Annotated in this window: 21 protein-coding genes; 12 read left to right on the top strand and 9 right to left on the bottom strand. The window is 69.7% G+C overall.

What is annotated here, in order from left to right:
- Nucleotides 1-97: 97 nt before the first annotated feature.
- The 4 genes from VNN10_03780 to clpX all read left to right on the top strand — a co-directional run bounded on the left by VNN10_03780 (nucleotide 98) and on the right by clpX (nucleotide 4,756).
- A complete protein-coding gene (locus VNN10_03780) occupies nucleotides 98-1,273 on the top strand; it encodes a M20 family metallopeptidase (GenBank protein HXH21125.1) in 1,176 nt (391 codons plus the stop codon).
- 166 nt (nucleotides 1,274-1,439) lie between these two features.
- Nucleotides 1,440-2,795 carry a trigger factor gene (gene tig / locus VNN10_03785; GenBank protein HXH21126.1) on the top strand — a complete coding sequence of 452 codons (1,356 nt, stop codon included), beginning with the start codon at nucleotides 1,440-1,442 and terminating at the stop codon, nucleotides 2,793-2,795.
- Nucleotides 2,796-2,829: 34 nt separating this feature from the next.
- Nucleotides 2,830-3,435, top strand: coding sequence for an ATP-dependent Clp protease proteolytic subunit (locus VNN10_03790; GenBank protein HXH21127.1), 606 nt, complete (start codon nucleotides 2,830-2,832; stop codon nucleotides 3,433-3,435).
- 19 nt (nucleotides 3,436-3,454) lie between these two features.
- Nucleotides 3,455-4,756, top strand: a complete 1,302-nt coding sequence (gene clpX, locus VNN10_03795) for an ATP-dependent Clp protease ATP-binding subunit ClpX (protein HXH21128.1) — start codon at nucleotides 3,455-3,457, stop codon at nucleotides 4,754-4,756.
- A gap of 176 nt (nucleotides 4,757-4,932) precedes the next feature.
- On the opposite strand, the gene VNN10_03800 is transcribed toward clpX, so the two are convergent.
- From VNN10_03800 to VNN10_03810, 3 genes are all read right to left on the bottom strand, one after another.
- Nucleotides 4,933-5,901: a decaprenyl-phosphate phosphoribosyltransferase gene (locus tag VNN10_03800; GenBank protein HXH21129.1), complete on the bottom strand. Its 969-nt coding sequence runs from the start codon at nucleotides 5,899-5,901 to the stop codon at nucleotides 4,933-4,935.
- A gap of 112 nt (nucleotides 5,902-6,013) precedes the next feature.
- Complete coding sequence (locus VNN10_03805; GenBank protein HXH21130.1) at nucleotides 6,014-7,630, bottom strand: MFS transporter; 1,617 nt, start codon at nucleotides 7,628-7,630, stop codon at nucleotides 6,014-6,016.
- On the bottom strand, nucleotides 7,627-8,343 hold the full coding sequence (locus VNN10_03810; GenBank protein HXH21131.1) for an LppX_LprAFG lipoprotein: 717 nt from the start codon (nucleotides 8,341-8,343) through the stop codon (nucleotides 7,627-7,629). The genes VNN10_03805 and VNN10_03810 overlap by 4 nt, the downstream gene beginning before the upstream one ends.
- A gap of 112 nt (nucleotides 8,344-8,455) precedes the next feature.
- Between VNN10_03810 and VNN10_03815 the strand changes: the two genes are divergently transcribed.
- Genes VNN10_03815 through VNN10_03830 form a run of 4 tightly spaced genes read left to right on the top strand, consistent with a single transcriptional unit; the run spans nucleotide 8,456 to nucleotide 11,194 of the window.
- Nucleotides 8,456-9,211, top strand: coding sequence for a TlyA family RNA methyltransferase (locus VNN10_03815; protein ID HXH21132.1), 756 nt, complete (start codon nucleotides 8,456-8,458; stop codon nucleotides 9,209-9,211).
- The gene (locus VNN10_03820) at nucleotides 9,208-10,086 is read left to right on the top strand and encodes an NAD(+)/NADH kinase (GenBank protein HXH21133.1); all 879 of its coding nucleotides are present in this window, start codon (nucleotides 9,208-9,210) and stop codon (nucleotides 10,084-10,086) included. The genes VNN10_03815 and VNN10_03820 overlap by 4 nt, the downstream gene beginning before the upstream one ends.
- A 44-nt stretch (nucleotides 10,087-10,130) precedes the next feature.
- Entirely contained in the window at nucleotides 10,131-10,658 is a 528-nt protein-coding gene (locus VNN10_03825) for an N-acetyltransferase (GenBank protein ID HXH21134.1), read from the top strand.
- Nucleotides 10,655-11,194, top strand: a complete 540-nt coding sequence (locus VNN10_03830) for an NUDIX hydrolase (protein ID HXH21135.1) — start codon at nucleotides 10,655-10,657, stop codon at nucleotides 11,192-11,194. The genes VNN10_03825 and VNN10_03830 overlap by 4 nt, the downstream gene beginning before the upstream one ends.
- A gap of 4 nt (nucleotides 11,195-11,198) precedes the next feature.
- On the opposite strand, the gene VNN10_03835 is transcribed toward VNN10_03830, so the two are convergent.
- Genes VNN10_03835 through VNN10_03855 form a run of 5 tightly spaced genes read right to left on the bottom strand, consistent with a single transcriptional unit; the run spans nucleotide 11,199 to nucleotide 15,080 of the window.
- Nucleotides 11,199-11,708 (bottom strand): hypothetical protein, encoded by a 510-nt coding sequence (locus VNN10_03835; GenBank protein HXH21136.1) that lies wholly within the window; start codon nucleotides 11,706-11,708, stop codon nucleotides 11,199-11,201.
- Nucleotides 11,708-12,535 carry an ABC transporter ATP-binding protein gene (locus tag VNN10_03840; protein ID HXH21137.1) on the bottom strand — a complete coding sequence of 276 codons (828 nt, stop codon included), beginning with the start codon at nucleotides 12,533-12,535 and terminating at the stop codon, nucleotides 11,708-11,710. Before VNN10_03840 ends, VNN10_03835 begins: the two co-directional genes overlap by 1 nt.
- Before the next feature lie 9 nt (nucleotides 12,536-12,544).
- Nucleotides 12,545-13,360, bottom strand: coding sequence for an ABC transporter permease (locus VNN10_03845; GenBank protein HXH21138.1), 816 nt, complete (start codon nucleotides 13,358-13,360; stop codon nucleotides 12,545-12,547).
- A gap of 50 nt (nucleotides 13,361-13,410) precedes the next feature.
- A complete protein-coding gene (locus VNN10_03850) occupies nucleotides 13,411-14,331 on the bottom strand; it encodes a glycosyltransferase (protein HXH21139.1) in 921 nt (306 codons plus the stop codon).
- Nucleotides 14,307-15,080 (bottom strand): glycosyltransferase, encoded by a 774-nt coding sequence (locus VNN10_03855; protein HXH21140.1) that lies wholly within the window; start codon nucleotides 15,078-15,080, stop codon nucleotides 14,307-14,309. Before VNN10_03855 ends, VNN10_03850 begins: the two co-directional genes overlap by 25 nt.
- A 177-nt stretch (nucleotides 15,081-15,257) precedes the next feature.
- Between VNN10_03855 and VNN10_03860 the strand changes: the two genes are divergently transcribed.
- Nucleotides 15,258-15,476 (top strand): hypothetical protein, encoded by a 219-nt coding sequence (locus tag VNN10_03860; GenBank protein ID HXH21141.1) that lies wholly within the window; start codon nucleotides 15,258-15,260, stop codon nucleotides 15,474-15,476.
- A gap of 35 nt (nucleotides 15,477-15,511) precedes the next feature.
- Complete coding sequence (locus VNN10_03865) at nucleotides 15,512-16,081, top strand: HDIG domain-containing protein (GenBank protein HXH21142.1); 570 nt, start codon at nucleotides 15,512-15,514, stop codon at nucleotides 16,079-16,081.
- Between the two features lie 80 nt (nucleotides 16,082-16,161).
- Here VNN10_03865 and VNN10_03870 read toward each other — a convergent pair whose 3' ends face one another.
- Complete coding sequence (locus VNN10_03870) at nucleotides 16,162-17,112, bottom strand: hypothetical protein (GenBank protein HXH21143.1); 951 nt, start codon at nucleotides 17,110-17,112, stop codon at nucleotides 16,162-16,164.
- A gap of 106 nt (nucleotides 17,113-17,218) precedes the next feature.
- Here VNN10_03870 and VNN10_03875 point away from each other — a divergent pair, with 106 nt between their 5' ends.
- Nucleotides 17,219-18,895 (top strand): methylmalonyl-CoA mutase family protein, encoded by a 1,677-nt coding sequence (locus VNN10_03875; GenBank protein ID HXH21144.1) that lies wholly within the window; start codon nucleotides 17,219-17,221, stop codon nucleotides 18,893-18,895.
- A gap of 45 nt (nucleotides 18,896-18,940) precedes the next feature.
- Nucleotides 18,941-19,383: hypothetical protein (locus VNN10_03880; protein HXH21145.1), on the top strand; the 443-nt coding region annotated here is incomplete at its 3' end.

A 19,383-nucleotide genomic window follows, 5' to 3' on the forward strand; every position in this document is an offset into this window, starting at 1 on the left:
CCCCGCGCCACGCCGCGCGCCCCCTCCCTCCCCTCGCCCGCCATGCGCCGCCACGGCGACGAGTGGCCTCAGGCCGGCACGCGCTATGCTGTGCGCCGTGGACCCGAAGCAAGCCGCCCGCGAAGCCCTCGACAAGCTCGCGCCCCGGCTCCTCGACCTGAGCCACCGCATCCATGCCCACCCGGAGCTTTCTTTCCAGGAGGAGCTAGCCTCCACCTGGCTCTGCCAGGAGCTTGCCGCCGCTGGCTTCGAGGTCGAGCGCGGCGTCTGCGGCCTGCCGACCGCCTTCGTCGCCCGCGCCGGCAAGGGCGCCCTCAACGTCGCCTTCGTCGCCGAATACGACGCCCTGCCCGGGGCTGGCCATGCCTGCGGCCACAACGTCATCGCGGCCGCGGCCGCCGGCGCCGGCCTGCTCCTGGCGCCCCTCGCCGCCGACCTCGACCTCACCGTGTCGGTGATCGGGACGCCGGCCGAGGAGGGTGGAGGCGGCAAGATCCTCATGCTCGAAGGCGGCGCCTTCGACGGCGTCCACGCCGCCCTCATGGTCCACCCCTATCCCTTCGAGCTCGCCGAGACGCCGACGCTCGCCGCGCAGGTGTTCGAAGTCCACTACTTCGGCAAGGAGGCCCACGCCTCCGCCTTCCCCGAGCTCGGGATCAACGCCGGCGACGCCCTCACCATCGCCCAGGTGGCCATCGGCCTGCTCCGCCAGCGGCTGCGCTCCACCGACCGCATCCACGGCATCGTCAGCAAGGGCGGCGACGCCTCGAACGTCATCCCCGCGCACACCATCGGCTCGTACATGGCGCGCGCCCGCACCCTGGAGGAGCTGGCCGAAGTGATGGAGCAGGCGCGCCGCTGCTTCGAGGCCGGCGCCCTCGCTACCGGCGCCCGCCTCGAGGTTAGGGCCGAGAAGCCCTACGCCGAGATGCGGCAGGACCCGGACCTCACTCGCCTCTACGTCGCCAACGCCGCCGTCCTTGGCCGCGAGCCCGGGGCAATGACGCCCGACCTCATGAAGCGGGCCTTCTCCACCGACATGGGCAACGTCTCCCAGGCCATCCCCTCCATCCACCCCGGCATCAGCCTCGAATGCTTCCCGGACGCCAACCACCAGCCGGAGTTCGCCGCCCATGCCGCCTCCGCGGCCGGCGACCGCGCCGTCCTCGACGGGGCCCTCCTCCTCGCCTGGACGGCCGTTGACGCCGCGACCGATGCCGGACTCCGCCGCCGCCTGCTCGGCTCCGCCTCCCGGAGCCGGCGGGCCAGGTAACCGCGTCGCGCCCGACGCGGCCTCCGGCGCCGCCCCAAGCCGACGCCTCCTCGCGGCGACGATAAGGAGCTACCCTATTGGGCTTAAGGCCCCTGAGTCGTTACCCTTGGTCAGGCCGTTCCAGGAAAAGGCCGCCCGGTAGCCCGCTGCTATAATCGAGACAGCCTTGCGAATCACCGCCGAACCTCTACCACAACGTCAGGTCCAGCTCGAAATCGAGGTCGAGCCCGAGCGCCACAACGAGGCGATCGAGAAAGCCTACCGGAAGCTCGCGCCGCGCGTCCGCATCCCCGGCTTTCGCCCCGGCAAGGCCCCCAGGCCGCTCATCGAGAAGCAACTTGGCCGCCAGCGCCTCCTGCATGAGGCCATGGAGATTCTCGTCCCGGACGTCTACAAGGAGGCCATCGAGGAACAGAAGCTCGACCCGGTCGCCAGCCCCGAGCTCGAAGTCCTGAGCCACGAGCCTTTCGTCCTCAAGGCCACCGTCCCACTGAAGCCTCACGTCGACCTCGGCGACTACAAGTCGCTCCGCGTGCCCAGGCCCCCCGTTAGCATCAGCGAGCAGCGGGTCGAGGACACTCTCACCACCCTGCGCCGCCGCTACGGCACCATCGAGCCCGTCGACCGCCCGGCCCAGAAAGGCGACATCATCCGCGGCACGATCTCGGTCGAGGTCGACGGCAGCAAGCTCTACGAACAGTCCGACATCGAGTACCGCCTCTCGGACGACTCCCTGCGGTCGCTCCCCGGCCTCGCGGGCGCCATCGTTGGCCTGTCCAAGGGCGCCGACGAGACCCGCAAGGTCCAGGTCCCGGAGGACTTCGAGGACAAGCGCCTCGCCGGCAAGGAAGTCACCTACCACATCGTCGTCGAAGAGGTGAAGGAGGAGCGGCTCGCGGAGCTCAACGACGAGTTCGCCAGGGAGGTCGGCGAGGGCTTCGCCAGCCTCGACGAACTGAAAGACCGCCTGCGCAGCGACCTCCTCGCCGCCGAAGAGGACGAAGCCCGGCACGCCTACCAGCACGAGGTCATCGAGGCGCTGGTCGCCCAGGCGAAGTTCGAGTACCCCTCCGTCCTGCTCGAGCGCGAGATCGACCGCGTGCTCGAAGAGCAGGCGAACCTCGACCCGCGCGACCCCCGCGCGCAGGAGCTCTACATCTCCCGCATCGGCAAGAGCGAACAGGAAGTGCGCGACGAGGTCCGCGAAATGGCCGAGGCAAGATTGCGGCGCTCACTGGTGCTGACTCGCTTTGCCGAGGCCGAGAATATTTCAGTCACCCATGAGGAGATCGACGCCGAGATCGACCGCATGGCAGCCTCCGCCGGTGATCAGGCGGACACCATCCGGCGCGTCTTCGGCACCGAGAGCGGGCACGCGACCATAGAGAACACGCTGCTCACGAGGAAGACGCTGGAGAGACTGGTGGAGCTGGCGAGCGCGGGCAGCCCCGCGGAGGCCCCTGAAGCGCCGAAGCCCGCCAAGAAGCGCCGGTCAGCGCCGCGCGAGGCCGGCCAGGACTGACCGCGGCTGCGCGGCCAGGATAGGACAGGAGCGAATGAGTCAGGAATTTCCCAGGGCCATCATACCCGCCGTAGTCGAGACCACACCCCGGGGCGAGCGCGTCTACGACATCTACTCGATGCTCCTCAAGGAGCGGATCGTCTTTCTCGGCACGCCGATAGACGACCAGGTGGCTAACGCCATCATCGCCCAGTTCCTGCACCTAGAGCGCGAGGACCCCGAGCGCGACATCAGCCTCTACATCAACTCGCCCGGAGGCTCAGTGCACGCCGGCCTCGCCATCTACGACGCCATGCGCCTCAATCGCTGCGACGTAGCCACCTACTGCGTCGGCCTCTGCGCCAGCATGGCCACCGTCCTCCTCAGCTCCGGCACGCCGGGCAAGCGCTACGCCATGCCCAACTCGACCATCCACATGCACCAGGTCATGGGCGGCACCCGCGGCCAGGCTTCAGACATTGAGATCGAGGCGCGCGAGACCCTGCGGGTCAACGACCTCCTCCGGAACATCCTCGCCCAGAACACCGGCCAGGATCCGGAGCGAATACGGCGCGACTTCGACCGAAACTTCTACATGGATGCGCAACAGGCCAAGGAATACGGCCTGATTGACGAGATCCTCTCGAAGCAGCAGGCCTAGGGCGGGCACGGGAGAACTTATGGCGACCAACAAAGGAACGCGGATGCAGTACCACTGCTCCTTCTGTGCCAAGGCCCAGGACCAGGTCAAGAAGCTCATCGCCGGCCCCGGGGCCGTCTACATCTGTGACGAGTGCGTCGAGCTCTGCCGCGAGATCATCGAGGAGGAAGGCGCGCCCGCCAAGGCTAAGACCAGCCAGAAGGTGCCGCCTCCCAAGGCCCTCTACGAGCAACTCAGCGAGTACGTCATCGGCCAGGAGCAGGCGAAGAAAATCCTCTCCGTGGCCGTCTACAACCACTACAAGCGCGTCAACGCCACCGGCGGCCCGGGAGAGGTCGAGCTCGAGAAGAGCAACATCCTTCTCGTCGGCCCCACCGGGGTCGGCAAGACCCACCTCGCCCGCACGCTCGCCAAGATCCTGGACGTCCCCTTCACCATCGCCGACGCCACGGCGCTGACCGAAGCCGGCTACGTCGGCGAGGACGTCGAGAACATCCTCCTGCACCTGATCCAGGCAGCCGACCTCGACGTCAGCCGCGCCGAACGCGGCATCGTCTACATCGACGAGATCGACAAGATCTCCCGCAAGAGCGACAACCCTTCCATCACGCGCGACGTCTCCGGCGAGGGCGTGCAGCAGGCCCTCCTCAAGATCATCGAAGGGACGGTCGCCAACGTGCCGCCTCAGGGCGGGCGCAAGCACCCCCACCAGGACTTCATCCAGATCAACACGCAGAACATCTTGTTCATCTGCGGCGGCGCCTTCGAGGGCATCGACCGCATCATCGAGAAGCGCATAGGCCGCGACCGGCGCGCCATGGGCTTCAAGGCCGACCTCGACCGCAAGCAGGGCCAGGCCCGCATCGACGAGCTCATGAAGCTCGTCACCCACGACGACCTGCTCGCTTACGGCCTCATCCCTGAGTTCGTCGGCCGCCTGCCGCTCGTCGTCGGCCTCGAATCGCTGAACAAGGACATCCTCGTCCGCATCCTGACCGAGCCGAAGAACGCCGTCCTGCGCCAGTTCCAGAAATTCTTCGCCCTGGACGGAGTCGAGCTGATCTTCACTCAGGACGCCCTCGACGCCATCGCCGAGGAGGCCATCCGGCACAAGACAGGCGCCCGGGGCCTGCGCACCGTCCTCGAGGACACGCTCCTGGACGTCATGTACGAGATCCCCTCGCGCTCCGACATCAAGAAGTGCGTGGTCAACGCCGACACCATACGCGGCCGCCTGCGGCCCCTGCTCCTGACAAGCAGCGGCCAGGAAGTCGCCTCCGGCGAGGAGGACAGGCTGCGCCTCCGTAACGCCAGCGCTTGACCGGGCCTGACTGAAGGGCCGCCGCGGCAGAGTACACAGGCGGCTTCCCGCGCCAGAAGCTCGCCCTGCGGCGCGGCCGCCCTCACGCCACCAGCGCCAGGGCCTTCCTTGCCGCGCGAGGGCCTCCCCGAGCCTCCGTCGAGGCCTCTACGCTCGACTGCCGGGATTGGGCCAGCCTACCTGTACGCGGTCAGCACCACCAGCGACGTCGCCACCCACCCGATCACCGTCAGCAGCAACGGCACGTCCTTGAGCAGCACTTCCTCCGGGCTGCCGCCCTCGTTCTTGACGTGGGACAGGTAAAGATAGCGGAACAGCCCGTAGATCACGAAGGGCACGGTCAGCATCATCGCGTGGTTGTCGGGCAGGTTCGGCGCCGTGAACGTGTATAGCGCGTAGGCGATCACGGTGGACGCCGTCACCATGTCCGTCATCTGGTCCAGGAAGGCCAGGCTGTAGTGCTCCAGCGTGCGCCGGTGTTCGCCGGCGCCGTCCTGGAGGAGCATCACCTCCGCCCGGCGCTTCGTGATCGCCAGGAACAGCGCCCCGAGCCCCGTGACCACGTAGAGCCAGGGCGAGATCGGTACGTCGATCGCGTAAGCGCCGGCGACCGCCCGCAGGACGAAGCCCGCCGCGATCGCCATCACGTCCAGGATCACCTCATGCTTGAGGAAGTACGTGTAGAGCTGCATCAACGCCAGGTAGCCGGCGACCACGGCGCCCGTCCGCCAATCGATCAGGAAGCCGCCGCCGATGGCGACGGCGCTCAGGGCCAGGGCCCAGGCCCACGCCGCCCCCGGCGCAAGCTGCCCTGAGGCTATCGGCCGGCGGCTCTTCCTCGGGTGCAGCCTGTCCTGCTCCCTGTCCCTGATGTCGTTCACCAGGTAGTCCGCCCCCGACGCCAGCGAAAAGACGATCGCCGTCAGGAGCGCGCGCAGCACCAGGTGGTCCCAGGTCGAAGGCTCCTCCGGCGTCCAGTGCTGGTTGACGGAGAAAATGAACGCCAGGAAGACGATGCCGCTCTTCGTCCACTGCTTGGGACGCATCGAGAGGACGACAGCGGAGAGGTGCCGGAGGAGCGAGCCCGGCAGCGACGCTGGCCTGGCAGCCGGCGAAGCGATCGCCCGGGCGGAGTCTTCAGCCATCTTCGCGGATCATATCGGCGCCCCCCTCAGAGGGTCAAAGCCGCCGCGATAAGGCTCCGCCGGAGCGCTTAGGGAGCGAGCGGCCGGCGCCCTCCTCCGTCTGCCCTGCCCGCTAGCCGGCCTGCCGCCGCCGCCTCCACCCCAGCAGCAACGCCGGTAGCGCCGTGGCCATACACACCAGTCCCGTAACCCGGAAGGTGTCCTGGAAGGCGTCGACCTCCAGGCTCACCAGCAGTTCGATGTACTTCGGCTCGTCCAGCGGGATCAGGCCAGCCTCGGCGTAGAAGCCGCCCAGGCCCCGCGTGGTAAGCAACGCCACCCCCACGAGCGCGCCGATGAGGCGCACCACGGTCAGCAGCGATGAGACCGTCGCGCGCTGGCCCTCTTCGACCTGGTCCAGCGCCGCCGTGTTCACGGGCGCGATCACCAGCCCCAGGCCCAGGCCGGCGATCAGCAGCGGCGCCGTGAAGGCCACGTCTCCCGGTGACTCGCCCCAGCGCGACATGCCCAGGAAGCCAACGCCGGCCAGCACCACGGCCGCCGCGGCCGTCGGGGCCAGCCCCGCCCGCGTCGCCACGTAGCCGCCGGCCAGGGCGCCCAGCGGCAGGGCAACCGTGAGCCGCATCAAGTTCAGCCCGCCCTCGATCGCCGTCCCGTTCAGGATCACGTTCGTGAACAGCGGCACGTTCACCATGGCGACGATCAACGCCCCGCCCACCAGCCCGTTCGTGAGGAATGCCGCTGCCAGCGGCAGGCGCCGGAACAGTCCCAGTTCCACTAGCGGCGCGCGGGCCGCCCGCTGCTGCGCCACGAACGCCGCGAACAGGACCGCCGCGGCGCCGTACAGCGCCGCCGTCGCGCCGCCCGCCCGCGGCTCGATGGGGTCGTCCGTCAACGCGACCGTCAGGCAGACCAGGCTCGCCCCCAGAAGGGCCGCGCCCGTAAGGTCGATCCGGCCCCGGCGTCGCGCCGGGCCGGACAGGCGTGCGAGGCCCCAGGTGCCCGCCGCGATCGGCAAGCACATCGGCACGTTGACCCAGAAGACGCCCTGCCAGCCCAGAAGCTGCGCCACGCTTCCGCCCCACGCCGGCCCCACCAGCCCCCCGGCTTCGGACGCGGCCGCCATCGCCCCGAGCCCGTACGCTCGCCGCGCCAGCGGCATCGTGTCCGCAACGATCGCCATCGCCACCGGCACGACGGCCCCGCCTCCCACCGCCTGCACGCCCCGCGCCAGCGCCAGCATGGTCAGGTCATCCGAAAGCCCCAGCCACGGGAACGGCGGCAGGTCCGCCAGCGCCGGCGAGACGGCTACCCACGCCGAACCAAGCACGAACAGGCCCATCGCCGCCGCGAACACGCGCCCGTGCCCGAAGACGTCCGAGACCCGCCCCATCAGCGGCATGGCGACGACGTAGCCCAGGATGTAGCCGTTGACGATCCAGGCCGCGCGAAAGAACTGGTCCTGGGGAAGGCCGACCCCCTCGATCATCTTCGGCAGCACGGCCACAACCGAGGTCTGGTCGTCCGCCGCGAAGAACACGCCCAGCGCGGCCAGCGACACCAGCCTCGCCGCTGGCGCGTCGTCGAGCCCCATCGCCCGCTGCGAGGCCCTGTCGAGCGCCCCGAGGCCTGCCGCCACGACGCCCCTCGCCCTCCCCGCGGCGGCGCGGGCGCCCGTAACCGCGCCGAGCGTCAGCGCCCACGCGGCCGCCCGTTCCAGCACGCTCACCTGGGTTCTTCGATGGTGACCGGTGCGTCGTAGCGCGAGAGGCTCAGCTGCCGCACGATGTTGTCCGCCTCGCCCGCGGCCATTGGCCCCTTGAGCCGCGCCCGCCGGATCAGGCTGTCGTCCCGCCCCACCCAGACCTCAACCTCCACCGTCCGTCCCGGCTCGCCGAAGCTCAGGCCTTCGGCGAGGTCATCGGTGCGCATGGAACCCTTGACCCGGTACGCCCTGACGCCATCGACGCTATCGCTCCCCTCGACCTTCGCGTCACGCAGCGATCGCGCCACCGCGGCCACCAGCGCCGCCGGGTCGATTATGTCGAGCACGGAGCCCGGCGCCCGCTCGAACTGCCGCGAGAACGGGTTCGTCACCCACGTCCTGTCGCCGATCGCCACCAGGCGCACGCTCACCGTCGCCGGCCCCAGCTTCCCCCGCGCCTCCGCTGACATCCGGTCCGGCAGCACGAAGTCCCCCTCCGCCGTGTCGATCCCCAGGCCGAACACGATCTGCGTCGCGCCGTTCTCATGCTCCAGGCGGAAGTGAAAGGTCTTGACGCTCGCAAACCGCTGCGCCGCCCGCGAAAGGACCTCCTGGGCGCTGACGCCGCTCGCATCGCCGCCATCGCCGCCGCAGGCCGCGGCCAGGGCCGTCGCCGCCACGGCTGCTGCGATCACGCCGGCCAGGCCCAGCCGCCTCAGGACTGGTCTGCAGTCCATGCCAGCATTATGCCGCTGCCGCGGCCCCGCTCACATCCCGCTCTCGTCACATCAGGCCACGCCTCCGCTGCCGCGGTCGCCCCGTTCGAGGCCGCCTTCTATACTTGCTGCCATGACACCGCCCGCAACCAGGGCCAAAGAGCGCATCGACGCCTTGCTTGTCGAGCGCGGCCTCCTCGAGAGCCGCCAGCAGGCGCGCGCCGCCCTCCTTGCCGGCGAAGTGCGCGTCGATGGCCGTCCCGTCACCAGGCCGGGCGCCCTCGTGCCCCCGTCAGCCGCAATCGAGGTCCAGCGCCGCCCCCGGTACGCGAGCCGCGGCGGCGAAAAGCTCGAACACGCGCTCACCGCCTTCGCCCTGGATGTCGAGGGGCTCACCTGTCTCGATGCCGGCGCCTCCACCGGCGGTTTCACCGACTGCCTCCTTCAGCATGGCGCCGCCAGGGTCTACGCCATCGACGTCGGCTACGGCCTCCTCGATTACCGCCTCCGCCAGGACCCGCGCGTCGTCGTCATGGAGCGCACCAACGTGCGTGACCTCCCGCCCCTGCCCGAACCCTGCGACCTCGCCGTCGTCGACGTCTCCTTCATCGGCCTCGAGAAGGTGCTGCCGGCCATCACCCGGTCGCTCCGGCCCGGCGGCGAGATCGTCGCCCTGGTGAAGCCGCAGTTCCAGGGCCGGCGCGAGGAGGTCGGCAAGAACGGCGTCGTGAAAGACCCGCTCGTCCACGCCGCCATCCTCGGGCGCATCATCGCCTGGTGCGTCGGCCGCGGCTACCGCCTGCTTGGGCTTACTACATCGCCCCTGCTCGGTCCCGCCGGCAACAAAGAGTTCTTCCTCCACCTTCGCGCCCCGGAGGCGCAGCCGTGACCGCTCGCCGCCCCCCGCGACGCATTGGCCTCGCCTACAATCCCAGCTCCGATGAGGCGCGGGACCTCGCGCTCAGGGTCGAAGCCCTCCTCGCCAGCCGCGGCGTCGATACCTGGATGACCGACCTCTCCCAGGAGCGCGACCATGACCGCGTCGCCGCCAGCGACCTTGTGATGTGCTTCGGCGGCGATGGCACCGTGCTCCGCTGCGCTCGCCTCGCCATCGAAGCGGAGCCCCTGATCCTGGGCGTGAACATGGGCCGCCTCGGCTTCCTGACCGAACTCGAGAGCTTCGAGGTCGAAGGCCGCCTGGACGAAGTGCTCGCGGGCGGCGGCCGCATCGAAGAGCGCGCCCTCCTCCAGGCCTCCGTCCCCGGCTCCGGCGAGGTCTTCCACGCCTTGAATGAGATCGTCATCGGCCGCGCCACTCTCAGCCGCGCCATCCAGCTCGCCGTCGATGTCGACAGCGTGCGGATTGCCGACTATCGCTGCGATGGCGTGATCGTCGCCACCGCCACGGGCAGCACGGCTTACGCCCTCTCCGTCGGCGGCCCGATCCTGCCACCCGAGTCCCACGACATCGTCGTCGTGCCGGTTGCCCCCCACCTTGCCGCCCAGCACGCGGTCGTCCTCGCCGAGACGGAGGTCGTGCATGTCACCCTGGAGCCGCGCCAGCAGGCAGTCCTCAGCGTCGACGGCGAGAGCGACCTCGAACTGCACGAGCATGACACCGTCGTCGCCCGTATTAGCCCCTACCACGCCCGCTTCCTCCGCTTCCACGACCGCACAGACTTCTACCTGCGCATGGCAGCACGCCTCGGCTGGCACAGGCCGGCCGGCAAGGCAGAGCCGCTGCCGCGCCGCCTGCTCAGCTAGGGGCAGAGACGCCAGCGCGCGGCTTTGTTAGTCTGATTGGCATCATGGTGCGCACAAGTCCAGCAGCCGCCGTAACGCTCAAGGCCACACTCGCCGACGCCCGCGACATTCACGACCTCGTGAACCTCTTCGCCCAGCGCGGCGACATGCTGCCGCGCACCATGGGCGAGGTCTACGAGAACCTGCGCGACTTCTTCGTGGCCCGCGCGCCGGACGGCAGCTTCCTCGGCTGCGTTGCCCTCCACCTAATGTGGTCGGACCTGGCCGAGGTGAAGTCGCTGGCCGTGGCCGAGGCCGCCCAGGGGCGCGGCGTTGGTTCCCTCCTCGTCCAGGCCTGCATCGACGAGGCCCGCGCCCTGGGCCTTGAACGCATCTTCGCCCTCACCTACCGGCCCGCCTTCTTCGAGCGCCTCGGCTTTCAGGTGGCCGATGTGATGACCCTGCCCCGCAAGGTCTGGAACGAGTGCTACCGCTGCCCAAAGTTCCCCAGCTGCAACGAGATCGCCCTCACCCTCGACCTGCGCTCCGCGCCTCCAGAGGGCGAGCCGCGCGGGCAAGGTGGTGACAATTGAGGCGCTTCCCCGTCCTCGTCGGCTCCCATGACATCTACCGCGGCCGCGTGGTCAACCTGCGCGTGGACACCATCGAAGTCGCCGACGGCGAAAACGTCCGCCGCGAGGTCGTCGAGCACCCGGGCGCCGTCGTGCTCGTGCCCGTCGACAGCGAGGGCCGCCTTCTCTGGGTCCGCCAGTACCGCTACGCCGTCGACCGTGAACTGCTGGAGCTCCCGGCCGGCACGCTGGAGCGCGGCGAGGCCCCGGAGGCCTGCGCCCGCCGCGAGGTGGCCGAAGAGACCGGCTTCGAGGCCGGCTCGCTGGAGATGCTCGGCAGCTTCTTTACCGCGCCCGGCTTCTGCACCGAGTACATGCACGCCTACGCCGCCACGGGCCTCACTCCGGCCAGAGACGCCCACGCCGACGACGATGAAGACATTCAGGTCGAACCGCTCACCATCGAGGAGGCCCTGGCCCGGATCGACGAGGGCGCGATTGTCGACGCCAAGTCGATTGCCGCCCTCTTCCTTTACCTGCGCAAGCACCCGCGTTAGCGCTTCAGCGCGACCGCCGGTACTCCTCGCGTCGCCGTTCCAGCTCGGCGCGCACCGCCTCGGCCGGCGCCTCCCCCTGATAGCGCCACGCCACCAGGCCGTCGGGCTCGACCAGGGCCAGGCCGAGCGTCTTGGTCGCATCCTCGAGCCCCAGGGCGCTCACCAGGGAGCCATCCCAGTCCGGTAGCATCACCACGTAGTCCTCCGCCGCCGCTCCCGGCGGCAGCGCCGCCACCGCCTTCGCGTGCTCGCCGCCCAGCACGTTCTCGGCGATCTTCCGGAGCAGCGACGGTATCTTGTGGAGGTCGATCACGTGGCCGATGATCAGCCGCCGGTCGCTGGGGTATATCTCCCGCGCCACGGCCTCCACGGCCTCGATCCCCACCTGCGTCTCCTGCCCGAAACAGATCATCAGCACCGGCCTGTCCGTCTTTCCCAACTCGATCACGCGGCCGGAATTGAACGCCGCCAGGCTGAGCGCCAGTCTCGCCCGGTTGCCGTCGTGGCCGGCCATCACGGCCGCCCCCCTGTGCCGGGGCCTGGTGCCGCGTCGCCCTGGGCCGCCAACAGCCTCTCGTACTCGGCGATCGCCGCCCGGGGCTCGCCCTCGAAGAACAGAGACCCTCTCTCCAGGACCAGGACCCGGTCGCAGAAGGCGCTGATCCGGTCCATCGAGTGGCTCACTAGCAGGACGGTGACCCCGGCGCGGCGCAATTCCGCCATCTTCGCCAGGCACTTCTCCTGGAAGGCCCCGTCGCCCACGGCCAGCGCCTCGTCCACCAGCAGGACATCCGGGTCGCTGTGCACGATCACCGAGAACGCCAGCCGGACGTACATGCCCGACGAATAGCGCTTCACCGGCGTGTCCAGGAACGGAGCCATCTCCGCGAAGTCTACGATCTCTGAGATCCGCTCCCTGATTTCCGAGTTCTTCAGTCCCAGGATGGAGCCCTCGAGGTACAGGTTCTCCAGCCCCGTCAGGTCCGGGTGGAAGCTGGCCCCGAGCTCCAGCAAAGGCGCCACCCTGCCGCGCACGGCAACACGGCCCTCGGTCGGCGCCGTGACGCCGGCGATCAGCTTCAGCAGCGTGCTCTTGCCGCTCCCGTTTCGGCCGATGATGCCGAGCGTCCCCCCCGGCCGGACCTCGAAGGAGACGTGGCGCAGCGCCCAGAACGGCGGTGTGAACGCCCGCCCTTTCAGCAGGGACGGCACGAACTCCGCCAGCGTCCGCCCGTCGCGCAGGCGGAATCGCTTCCCCACGTCCACGAACTCGACGGCCGGCGCCGGCTCCCCTGCCCCGGGAGCCCCGGACGCGACCGCCGGCTCCGTTGTTATCGCCATCCTGCCGGCCTAGATCCTGTCAGCAAAGTGAGGCTCCAGCCGCTTGAACAAGTAGAAGCCGATGACAAGCATCGCCACGGCCATCGCTGCGCCGACGAGGAGGTTCTCCGGGTCGGGCGACTCGCCGGCGAAAGCATAGCCCCTGTAGGACGCGATGAAGCGCGCCAGCGGGTTCAGGTCGTACAGCAGTCTGTACCGGTCGGGCACGACATCGGGCGGGTACATGACCGGCGTCACGAAGAACCACAGGTTCAGCCCGACGCCTACCAGGAACCTCACGTCGTGGAAAAACAGGTTCAGCGCCGCCACGGGCAGGCCCAGCCCGATCGTGAACAGCATCTGCAGGGCGAACACCAGCGGCAACCACACGATGGAGGCGTCCGGCATGTAACCGTGATACAGGAGCAGCGCCACGAAGATCACCGACCCGGCCAGCAGGTCCGCCACCCGCGAGAGCACGGCCGCGACGACAAGGAGCTCGCGCGGGAAGTAGACAGAGGTCACCAGGTTGTAGGCGCCCAGCACCGACTCGCTCGATGCCAGCACGGCGGAGGAAAAGAAAAGCCAGGGCAGCAGCCCCGCGTACAGGAACAGCGCGAAGGGCACGCCCTGGCTCGGCGTCTTGAGCAGCGTCGAGAACACGAAAGTCAGGGTCAGCAGTTGCACCAGCGGATTGACGAGCAGCCACGAGTACCCCAGCAGGGACTGCTTGTACTGAGCCTTGAGGGTCCTGATCACCAGGTGGCCCAGCAGCTCCCTGTATCGCCAGACGTTGATCGCGAACAGCCGCGGGGAAGCGGCATAGTGCTCGCCTATGAGCCTCACCTGCGGCTGGCCGGCGCCAGCCTGCGGTAATCCCGGTGCGGAGCGCGAGATCAGGGAGCCCTCTCCCGGCTGTCGTATTCGGGAAGGCGGCCCTTCGTCGTCGGGGCCGGTTCCCAGGCACTATAGTACGCGCTCCGCCCGGCCAGGGCATCGGCTACGACTGACACCCTTGCGGCCAACTCGAGCGCCAGCAGCGCCGCGACCGCGGCCGCGCGCCGCGGCTCCCTCCGCACAAGGTCAAAGGCCGCCCGGGCCGCCAGGCGCGGGTCCTGCGTGGCCTTCACGAGTCCCCGGCGCGTCTCCGCCCGAAAGCCGGCATGGATGCGCCGGCGCTGCCGCAGGAAGTCCCGCGCCGTCTCGGGCGCGCGCATCAACACCCGCGCCTCCGCCGCGTAGGCGATGCGGTAGCCCCGCGACCTCAACGCCGCCTCGATCACGTAGTCGTCGTTCACCGCGCCCGCCGGGATGGACTCGACCACCCTCCGGAAGGCGATGATGTCCCCGCCGAGGACCGGGCGCGAAAGACACACCTTGTGATGCATCTCCCACATCGCCGCGGAGGCCCGCGCCACTACCCCCGCATCCCCGTTCACGACAACGTTGCGGCTGCCGGCGCCGCCGACGCGCTCGTCCTGGAAGCAAGCGAGCAGCGCCTGCAGGCAGCCCTCGGCCGGCAGGCAGTCCCCATCGATGAGCAGCACCAGCTCCCCGGACGCCCGCGCGAGCGCCTCGTTCACCGCCGAGGCTTTGCCCCGCCGCTCCGGCTCGCGCACCGCCACGAGCTTCGGGTACCGTGCCGCAAATCCGGCGATGATCTCGTCCGTCCCGTCGCTGCTCCCGGACGAGACGGCGATTAGCTCGTCGAAGGAGCCGGCGTCGCGCTCGAGCAGCGTCTCCAGCAGCTGGCCGATGCTGCCCGCTTCGTTGTAGGCGCAGACGGCCGCGGTTACCTGGGGACGCGAAGGGGCCACGGCCGGCCGGCGCGCCCGGGACTGCGGAAGCGGGCGAGCGCGAAATGCTTCAGCAGGTGGAAGGTGTACCCGAACAGCGGCAGCTTAGACTTCCCCCACCTGCGGTTCACGAACGTGATCGGCACTTCCTGCACCCGCGCACCGGCGCGCAGCGCCGCCAGCACCAGCGCCGCCTGCACGGTGTAGTCCTTGTGCGCGATTGCCTCCTGGTCCAGCCGCCGGTACAGGTCAGCGCTGAACGCACGGTAGCCCGAGGTCCACTCCCGCACTTCCGCGAAGCCGGACGCCAGGCTGCAGAAGCGGTTCGCCACCAGGCTCTGGATGCGGCGGCTCAGCGGCCAGCCGACCGTGCCCCCGCCCTCCACGTAGCGCGAACCGATCGAGAGGTCGGCGCCATCGCGCAGCGCCCAGAGCAGGTCCGGCAAGTGCGAGGGCGCGTGCGAAAGGTCCGCGTCCATCTGCGCGATGTAGTCCGCGCCGAGTTCCCCCACCGCGTGCTCGTATGCCTGGCGCAGGGCCAGCCCCAGGCCCCGCTGGCCCAGGACCATGAGGTGCACCCGCGGGTCGGCGTGGCTGAGCTCGGAGACGTACTCGATGGTGCCATCGCTGGAGTCGCCATCGACGATCAGGAGGTTCAGGTCGATGCCCGGCAGCCGCGCCTGCTGCTCCAGCACCAGCGAGATGATTTCGGCGATCGTTTCGCGCTCGTTGCGCGTCGGGATGATGACGACCGCCCGTTGTGTCTGCATTGGCCTCTTTGGCGCCGGTCCGGGGCGCTGCGGATGCCCTACTCTACTCCGCGCCGCTGCCGCAATGGAAGCGCGCCTCCGGGTCGGGCTCGAAGGCCTTGCCATAGGAGTGGACAGCGCCGGCTATCGGGCTAAGCTATAGCTTTTCGCCTGGCGGCGCGCCATAATCGCAGGACAATGCGCCAATGGCCCCGACGCCTGCGCCGTCTCTCGCCCGTCGACCTGGTCCTGAACCTCGTCTTCGCGGTCTGGGTCCTTCACGTCGTCGCCACCGGCTCCGTCGTGCCCACCGTCCTGCTGCGCAGCGCCCCTGACCACAAGGCCACCGAGGTCATACAGCCCGCGGAAGAGCAAATGCCGCTCCTCCCCCCTATCGACCTGCCCGAAGACTCCTAGACCCGGCCCGGAGCGCCTGCCATCATAGGCCCGCAATGCCCGCCTTCGACCGCCAGGCTGCCTGGGACCTGCTGTGCGAGTTCACCCGCAGCGAGAGCCTGCGCAAGCACGCCCTCGCCGTCGAAGCCGTGATGCGCCACTTCGCCCGCAAAGCCGGCGAGGACGAAGAGACGTGGGCCATAGCCGGCCTGCTGCACGACTTCGACTTCGAGCAAAACCCCACGTTGGAGACCCACGCCTTCGCCGGCGCCCGCATCCTCCGCGAGCGCGGCTGGCCGGAGCTGATCGCCCGGGCCGTGGAGTCTCACGGCGACCACACCGGCGTACCCCGGGAGAGCCTGATGGAGAAGACGCTGTTCGCCGTCGACGAGCTCAGCGGCTTCCTGGTCGCTTGCGCCCTCGTGAAGCCGCACAAGAGCATCTTCGAAGTCGATGTCCCGTCCGTGCGCAGGAAGATGAAAGACAAGGCCTTCGCCCGCGCCGTGAGTCGCGACGACATCGTCAACGGCGCTGCCCAGCTCGGTGTCGACCTCGATGCCCACATCGCCGAGACCATCGAGGCCATGAAGTCCGCCGCCGACGCCCTCGGCCTCGCCGGCCGCTAGCCGCCGCGCCGGCCTCCACTCCCCGTGTTCGGCCCGACGCCTTCCGCGCCCTTGAGGCCGGCTCTGAGCCTCCCGCCCCCCTACCGCCGGGGAAAGCCCGCGGCCCGGTGCGCCTCGAACCGGGCGTAGAAGGCCTGCGGCGTCTCCCCGAATGCTTCCGCGAAGGCCTGCTGCCAGCCGGCGCGCGCCCTGATTCGCTCGAAGTAGCGCACCAGCACCCCCTCGTCCTTCCCGCGCAGCAGAAGCTCGGCCGCGAGCAGCGAGACGTCCATCGAGTCCGCACCGCCGCCGAGGTAGTCCACGAATAGCTCCATCTCCCGCGGGTGCAGGCCGGACGCCGCTGCGCCAGGTGAGATGCGCTCCAGGTGGTCCGCCAGCCGCGTGAAGCCAGCCGCCTCCATCGACCGCCAGCTCACGAGGTCGGCCGTACCCTCGATGAGCCAGCTCGGCCCTTCGAACTGCGGCTCCGTCGCCTGCCGGGTGAAAAAGCGCCGCGCCAGTTCCTCCCCCATCAGGTGCAGTTGCACGATGTGCGCGAACTCGTGCGCCACCACCCGCACCCGCTGCACCGCGTTCGATTCCACCCAGGCGGGAGCCCCCGTAAACACGAACACCGCCCCCATCTGCGCCTCCGCCACGCCGCCGCTGATCCGCCGGGCAAACAGGCCCGCGGGCGTCCCGCCCGGACCGGTGAACTCCGCGAACTCGCGCGCCAGCGCGCCAAGGTCGCTGCTCGCGAAGACGTTGACCTCGGGCGGCTCGACTCGCGCCCTCTCCCAGAGATACGCCGCCGCGTACTCGATGCCGGCGCGGATCAGCGCCTGGTCGCCAGGGTCCACCTGCTCGAAGTGGAAGCGCGCCTCCATCGCCGGGGCCGGCGTAGGCGGCGCCGGCGTGGGCGCCGGCGTCGCCGTAGCAGCGCGCGGCTCGGTCGGAGCCACTCCGGGCGATGGTGTCGTCCCCGGCATCCCCCCGTCGCCGCAGGCCCAGAGGCCCAGGGCCGCCATCGCCGCCAACACCAGGCGCAGCATTGGTTCTAGCGTACCGCCTGGCTCCCTCCCGGGTGTACAGGATGTCCTGGTCCCCGCACAGTCGCGGCTTGAGTCCGGCCGTGGGTCGCAGCAAAATGAAGGGACTATGGCGAGAAACGGCGACTACGAGGCTATCCGCAGAGAACTGGAGCGCTGGCAAGCGGAGGTCCTGGAACCGGCCATCAAGCGCTTCCCGGAGCGGCAGGCGGAGTTCACCACCGGCTCCGTCCCCGTGAACCGCCTTTACACCCCGCTCGACATCGCGGACATCGACTACAACCGCGACATCGGCTATCCCGGCGAATACCCCTACACCCGCGGCATCCAGCCGACCATGTACCGCGGCCGTCACTGGACCTTCCGTCAGTACACCGGCTTTGGCACCGCCCAGGAGACCAACGAGCGCTTCAAGTTCCTCCTCTCCCAGGGCCAGACCGGGCTCTCACTCGCCCTCGACCTCCCCACGCAGATCGGCTACGACTCCGACGACCCCATCGCCACGCCCGAAGTCGGCCAGGTAGGCGTCGCCATAGACTCGCTTGCCGACATGGAGGACCTCTTCGCCGGCATCCCCCTCGACCAGGTCAGCACGTCCATGACGATAAACGCCCCGGCCGCAGTCCTGGTCGCCATGTACATCGTCGCCGGCGAAAAGCAGGGCGTGCGGCCCGACCAGATAAACGGCACGGCCCAGAACGACGTCCTCAAGGAGTACGTCGCCCGCGGCACCTACATCTTCCCGCCCGCCCCTTCCCTCCGCCTCGCCGCCAACCTCATCGCTTACTGCGCCCGCGAGGTCCCGAAATTCAACCCGATCAGCATCAGCGGCTACCACATCCGCGACGCCGGCTCGACCGCGGCCCAGGAGATGGGCTTCGCCTTCGCCAACGCCATTGCCTACATCGAGGCCGTCCTCCGCCAGGGCATCGGCATCGACGAGTTCGCCCCGCGCATCTCCTGGATCTTCAACACCCATAACAACTTCTTCGAAGAGGTCGCGAAGTACCGCGCCCTGCGCCGCATGTGGGCCCGCCTCCTGAAGGAGCGCTTCGGCGCGCAGAACCCCGCCTCGATGATGCTCAGGACGCACACCCAGACTGGCGGCGCAACCCTCACGGCCCAGCAGCCGGAGAACAACATCGTCCGCGCCGCCATCCAGGCCCTGGCCGCCGTCCTCGGCGGCGTCCAGTCTATGGCCCTGTCCTGCTATGACGAGGCGCTCGCCATCCCCACCGAGGAAGCGCAGCGCATGGCCCTCCGTACCCAGCAGATCATCGCCTACGAGACCGGTGTCACCGACACCGTCGACCCCCTCGGCGGCTCCTACTACGTCGAGGCCCTTACAAGCGCCCTCGAAAACCGCGCCCAGGAGTACATCGACCGCATCGAGGACATGGGCGGCGCTGTCGCCGCCATCGAGGCCGGCTACATGCAGCGCGAGATACAGGAGGCCGCCGTCCAGCAGCAGCGCCAGATCGAGTCCGGCGAGCGTGTCATCGTCGGCGTGAACCGCTTCCGTGACGGCGAGGAGGCGCCCAAGACCATCTTCCGCGTCAACACCGAGCTCGTCACCACCCAGCTCGAGCGCCTCGCCCGCCTGCGCGCCCAGCGCGACAGCGCCGCCGCCGAAGCCGCCGTCCGGCGCCTCGCCGAAGCCGCCAGGGGCGAGGACAACCTCATGCCGCCCATCCTCGAGGCCGTGCGCGCCTACGCCACGCTGGGCGAGATCTGCGGCGCCCTGCGCCGCACCTGGGGCGAGTACGTGCCCCCGACCGCCGTCTAGCCTCCCCCGCTGCGCCGCGCGCGACAATCACACCCGGAGCGCTGCATGCCCGCCACCCCTGGCACCGCCGTATACCTCGAGGTCGGCGCGAAGCGCGTCTTCGCCGGCGCGCTCGACTGGCCCGGCTGGTGTCGCTCCGGCCGTAGCGACGACGCCGCCCTCCAGGCCCTCCTCGCCGCCGCCCACCGCTACTCCCGCGCTCTCGAGCGCGCCGGCCTCGACTTTACCCCGCCCGCCGCCGTGACGGACTTCGTCGTGGCCGAGCGCCTACAGGGCGGCGCCGGCACCGACTTCGGCGCGCCGGAGGTGCCCCCGGCCGCCGACGCCGCGCCCGTCGACTCCGGCGCCCTCCGCCGCCTCCTCGCCGTCCTCGACGCCTGCTGGCGCGCCTTCGACGCCGCCGCGGCAGGGGCCGAGGGCCGTGAGCTCCGAAAGGGGCCACGGGGCGGCGGCCGCGAAGCCCCCGCCATCGTCCGTCACGTCCTCGA

This window comes from Dehalococcoidia bacterium (genome assembly GCA_035574915.1).
GTDB lineage: Bacteria > Chloroflexota > Dehalococcoidia > DSTF01 > WHTK01 > DATLYJ01.

What these genes read in the sequence shown, in the direction of transcription:
- VNN10_03815 (HXH21132.1), top strand. Translation starts at nt 8,456, where the DNA reads ATGACACCGCCCGCAACCAGGGCCAAAGAGCGCATCGACGCCTTGCTT.
- VNN10_03875 (HXH21144.1), top strand. Translation starts at nt 17,219, where the DNA reads ATGGCGAGAAACGGCGACTACGAGGCTATCCGCAGAGAACTGGAGCGC.
- VNN10_03835 (HXH21136.1), bottom strand. Translation starts at nt 11,708, where the DNA reads ATGGCCGGCCACGACGGCAACCGGGCGAGACTGGCGCTCAGCCTGGCG.
- VNN10_03870 (HXH21143.1), bottom strand. Translation starts at nt 17,112, where the DNA reads ATGCTGCGCCTGGTGTTGGCGGCGATGGCGGCCCTGGGCCTCTGGGCC.
- VNN10_03800 (HXH21129.1), bottom strand. Translation starts at nt 5,901, where the DNA reads ATGGCTGAAGACTCCGCCCGGGCGATCGCTTCGCCGGCTGCCAGGCCA.
- VNN10_03810 (HXH21131.1), bottom strand. Translation starts at nt 8,343, where the DNA reads ATGGACTGCAGACCAGTCCTGAGGCGGCTGGGCCTGGCCGGCGTGATC.
- VNN10_03840 (HXH21137.1), bottom strand. Translation starts at nt 12,535, where the DNA reads ATGGCGATAACAACGGAGCCGGCGGTCGCGTCCGGGGCTCCCGGGGCA.
- VNN10_03790 (HXH21127.1), top strand. Translation starts at nt 2,830, where the DNA reads ATGAGTCAGGAATTTCCCAGGGCCATCATACCCGCCGTAGTCGAGACC.
- clpX (HXH21128.1), top strand. Translation starts at nt 3,455, where the DNA reads ATGGCGACCAACAAAGGAACGCGGATGCAGTACCACTGCTCCTTCTGT.
- VNN10_03865 (HXH21142.1), top strand. Translation starts at nt 15,512, where the DNA reads ATGCCCGCCTTCGACCGCCAGGCTGCCTGGGACCTGCTGTGCGAGTTC.
- VNN10_03825 (HXH21134.1), top strand. Translation starts at nt 10,131, where the DNA reads ATGGTGCGCACAAGTCCAGCAGCCGCCGTAACGCTCAAGGCCACACTC.
- VNN10_03855 (HXH21140.1), bottom strand. Translation starts at nt 15,080, where the DNA reads ATGCAGACACAACGGGCGGTCGTCATCATCCCGACGCGCAACGAGCGC.
- VNN10_03860 (HXH21141.1), top strand. Translation starts at nt 15,258, where the DNA reads ATGCGCCAATGGCCCCGACGCCTGCGCCGTCTCTCGCCCGTCGACCTG.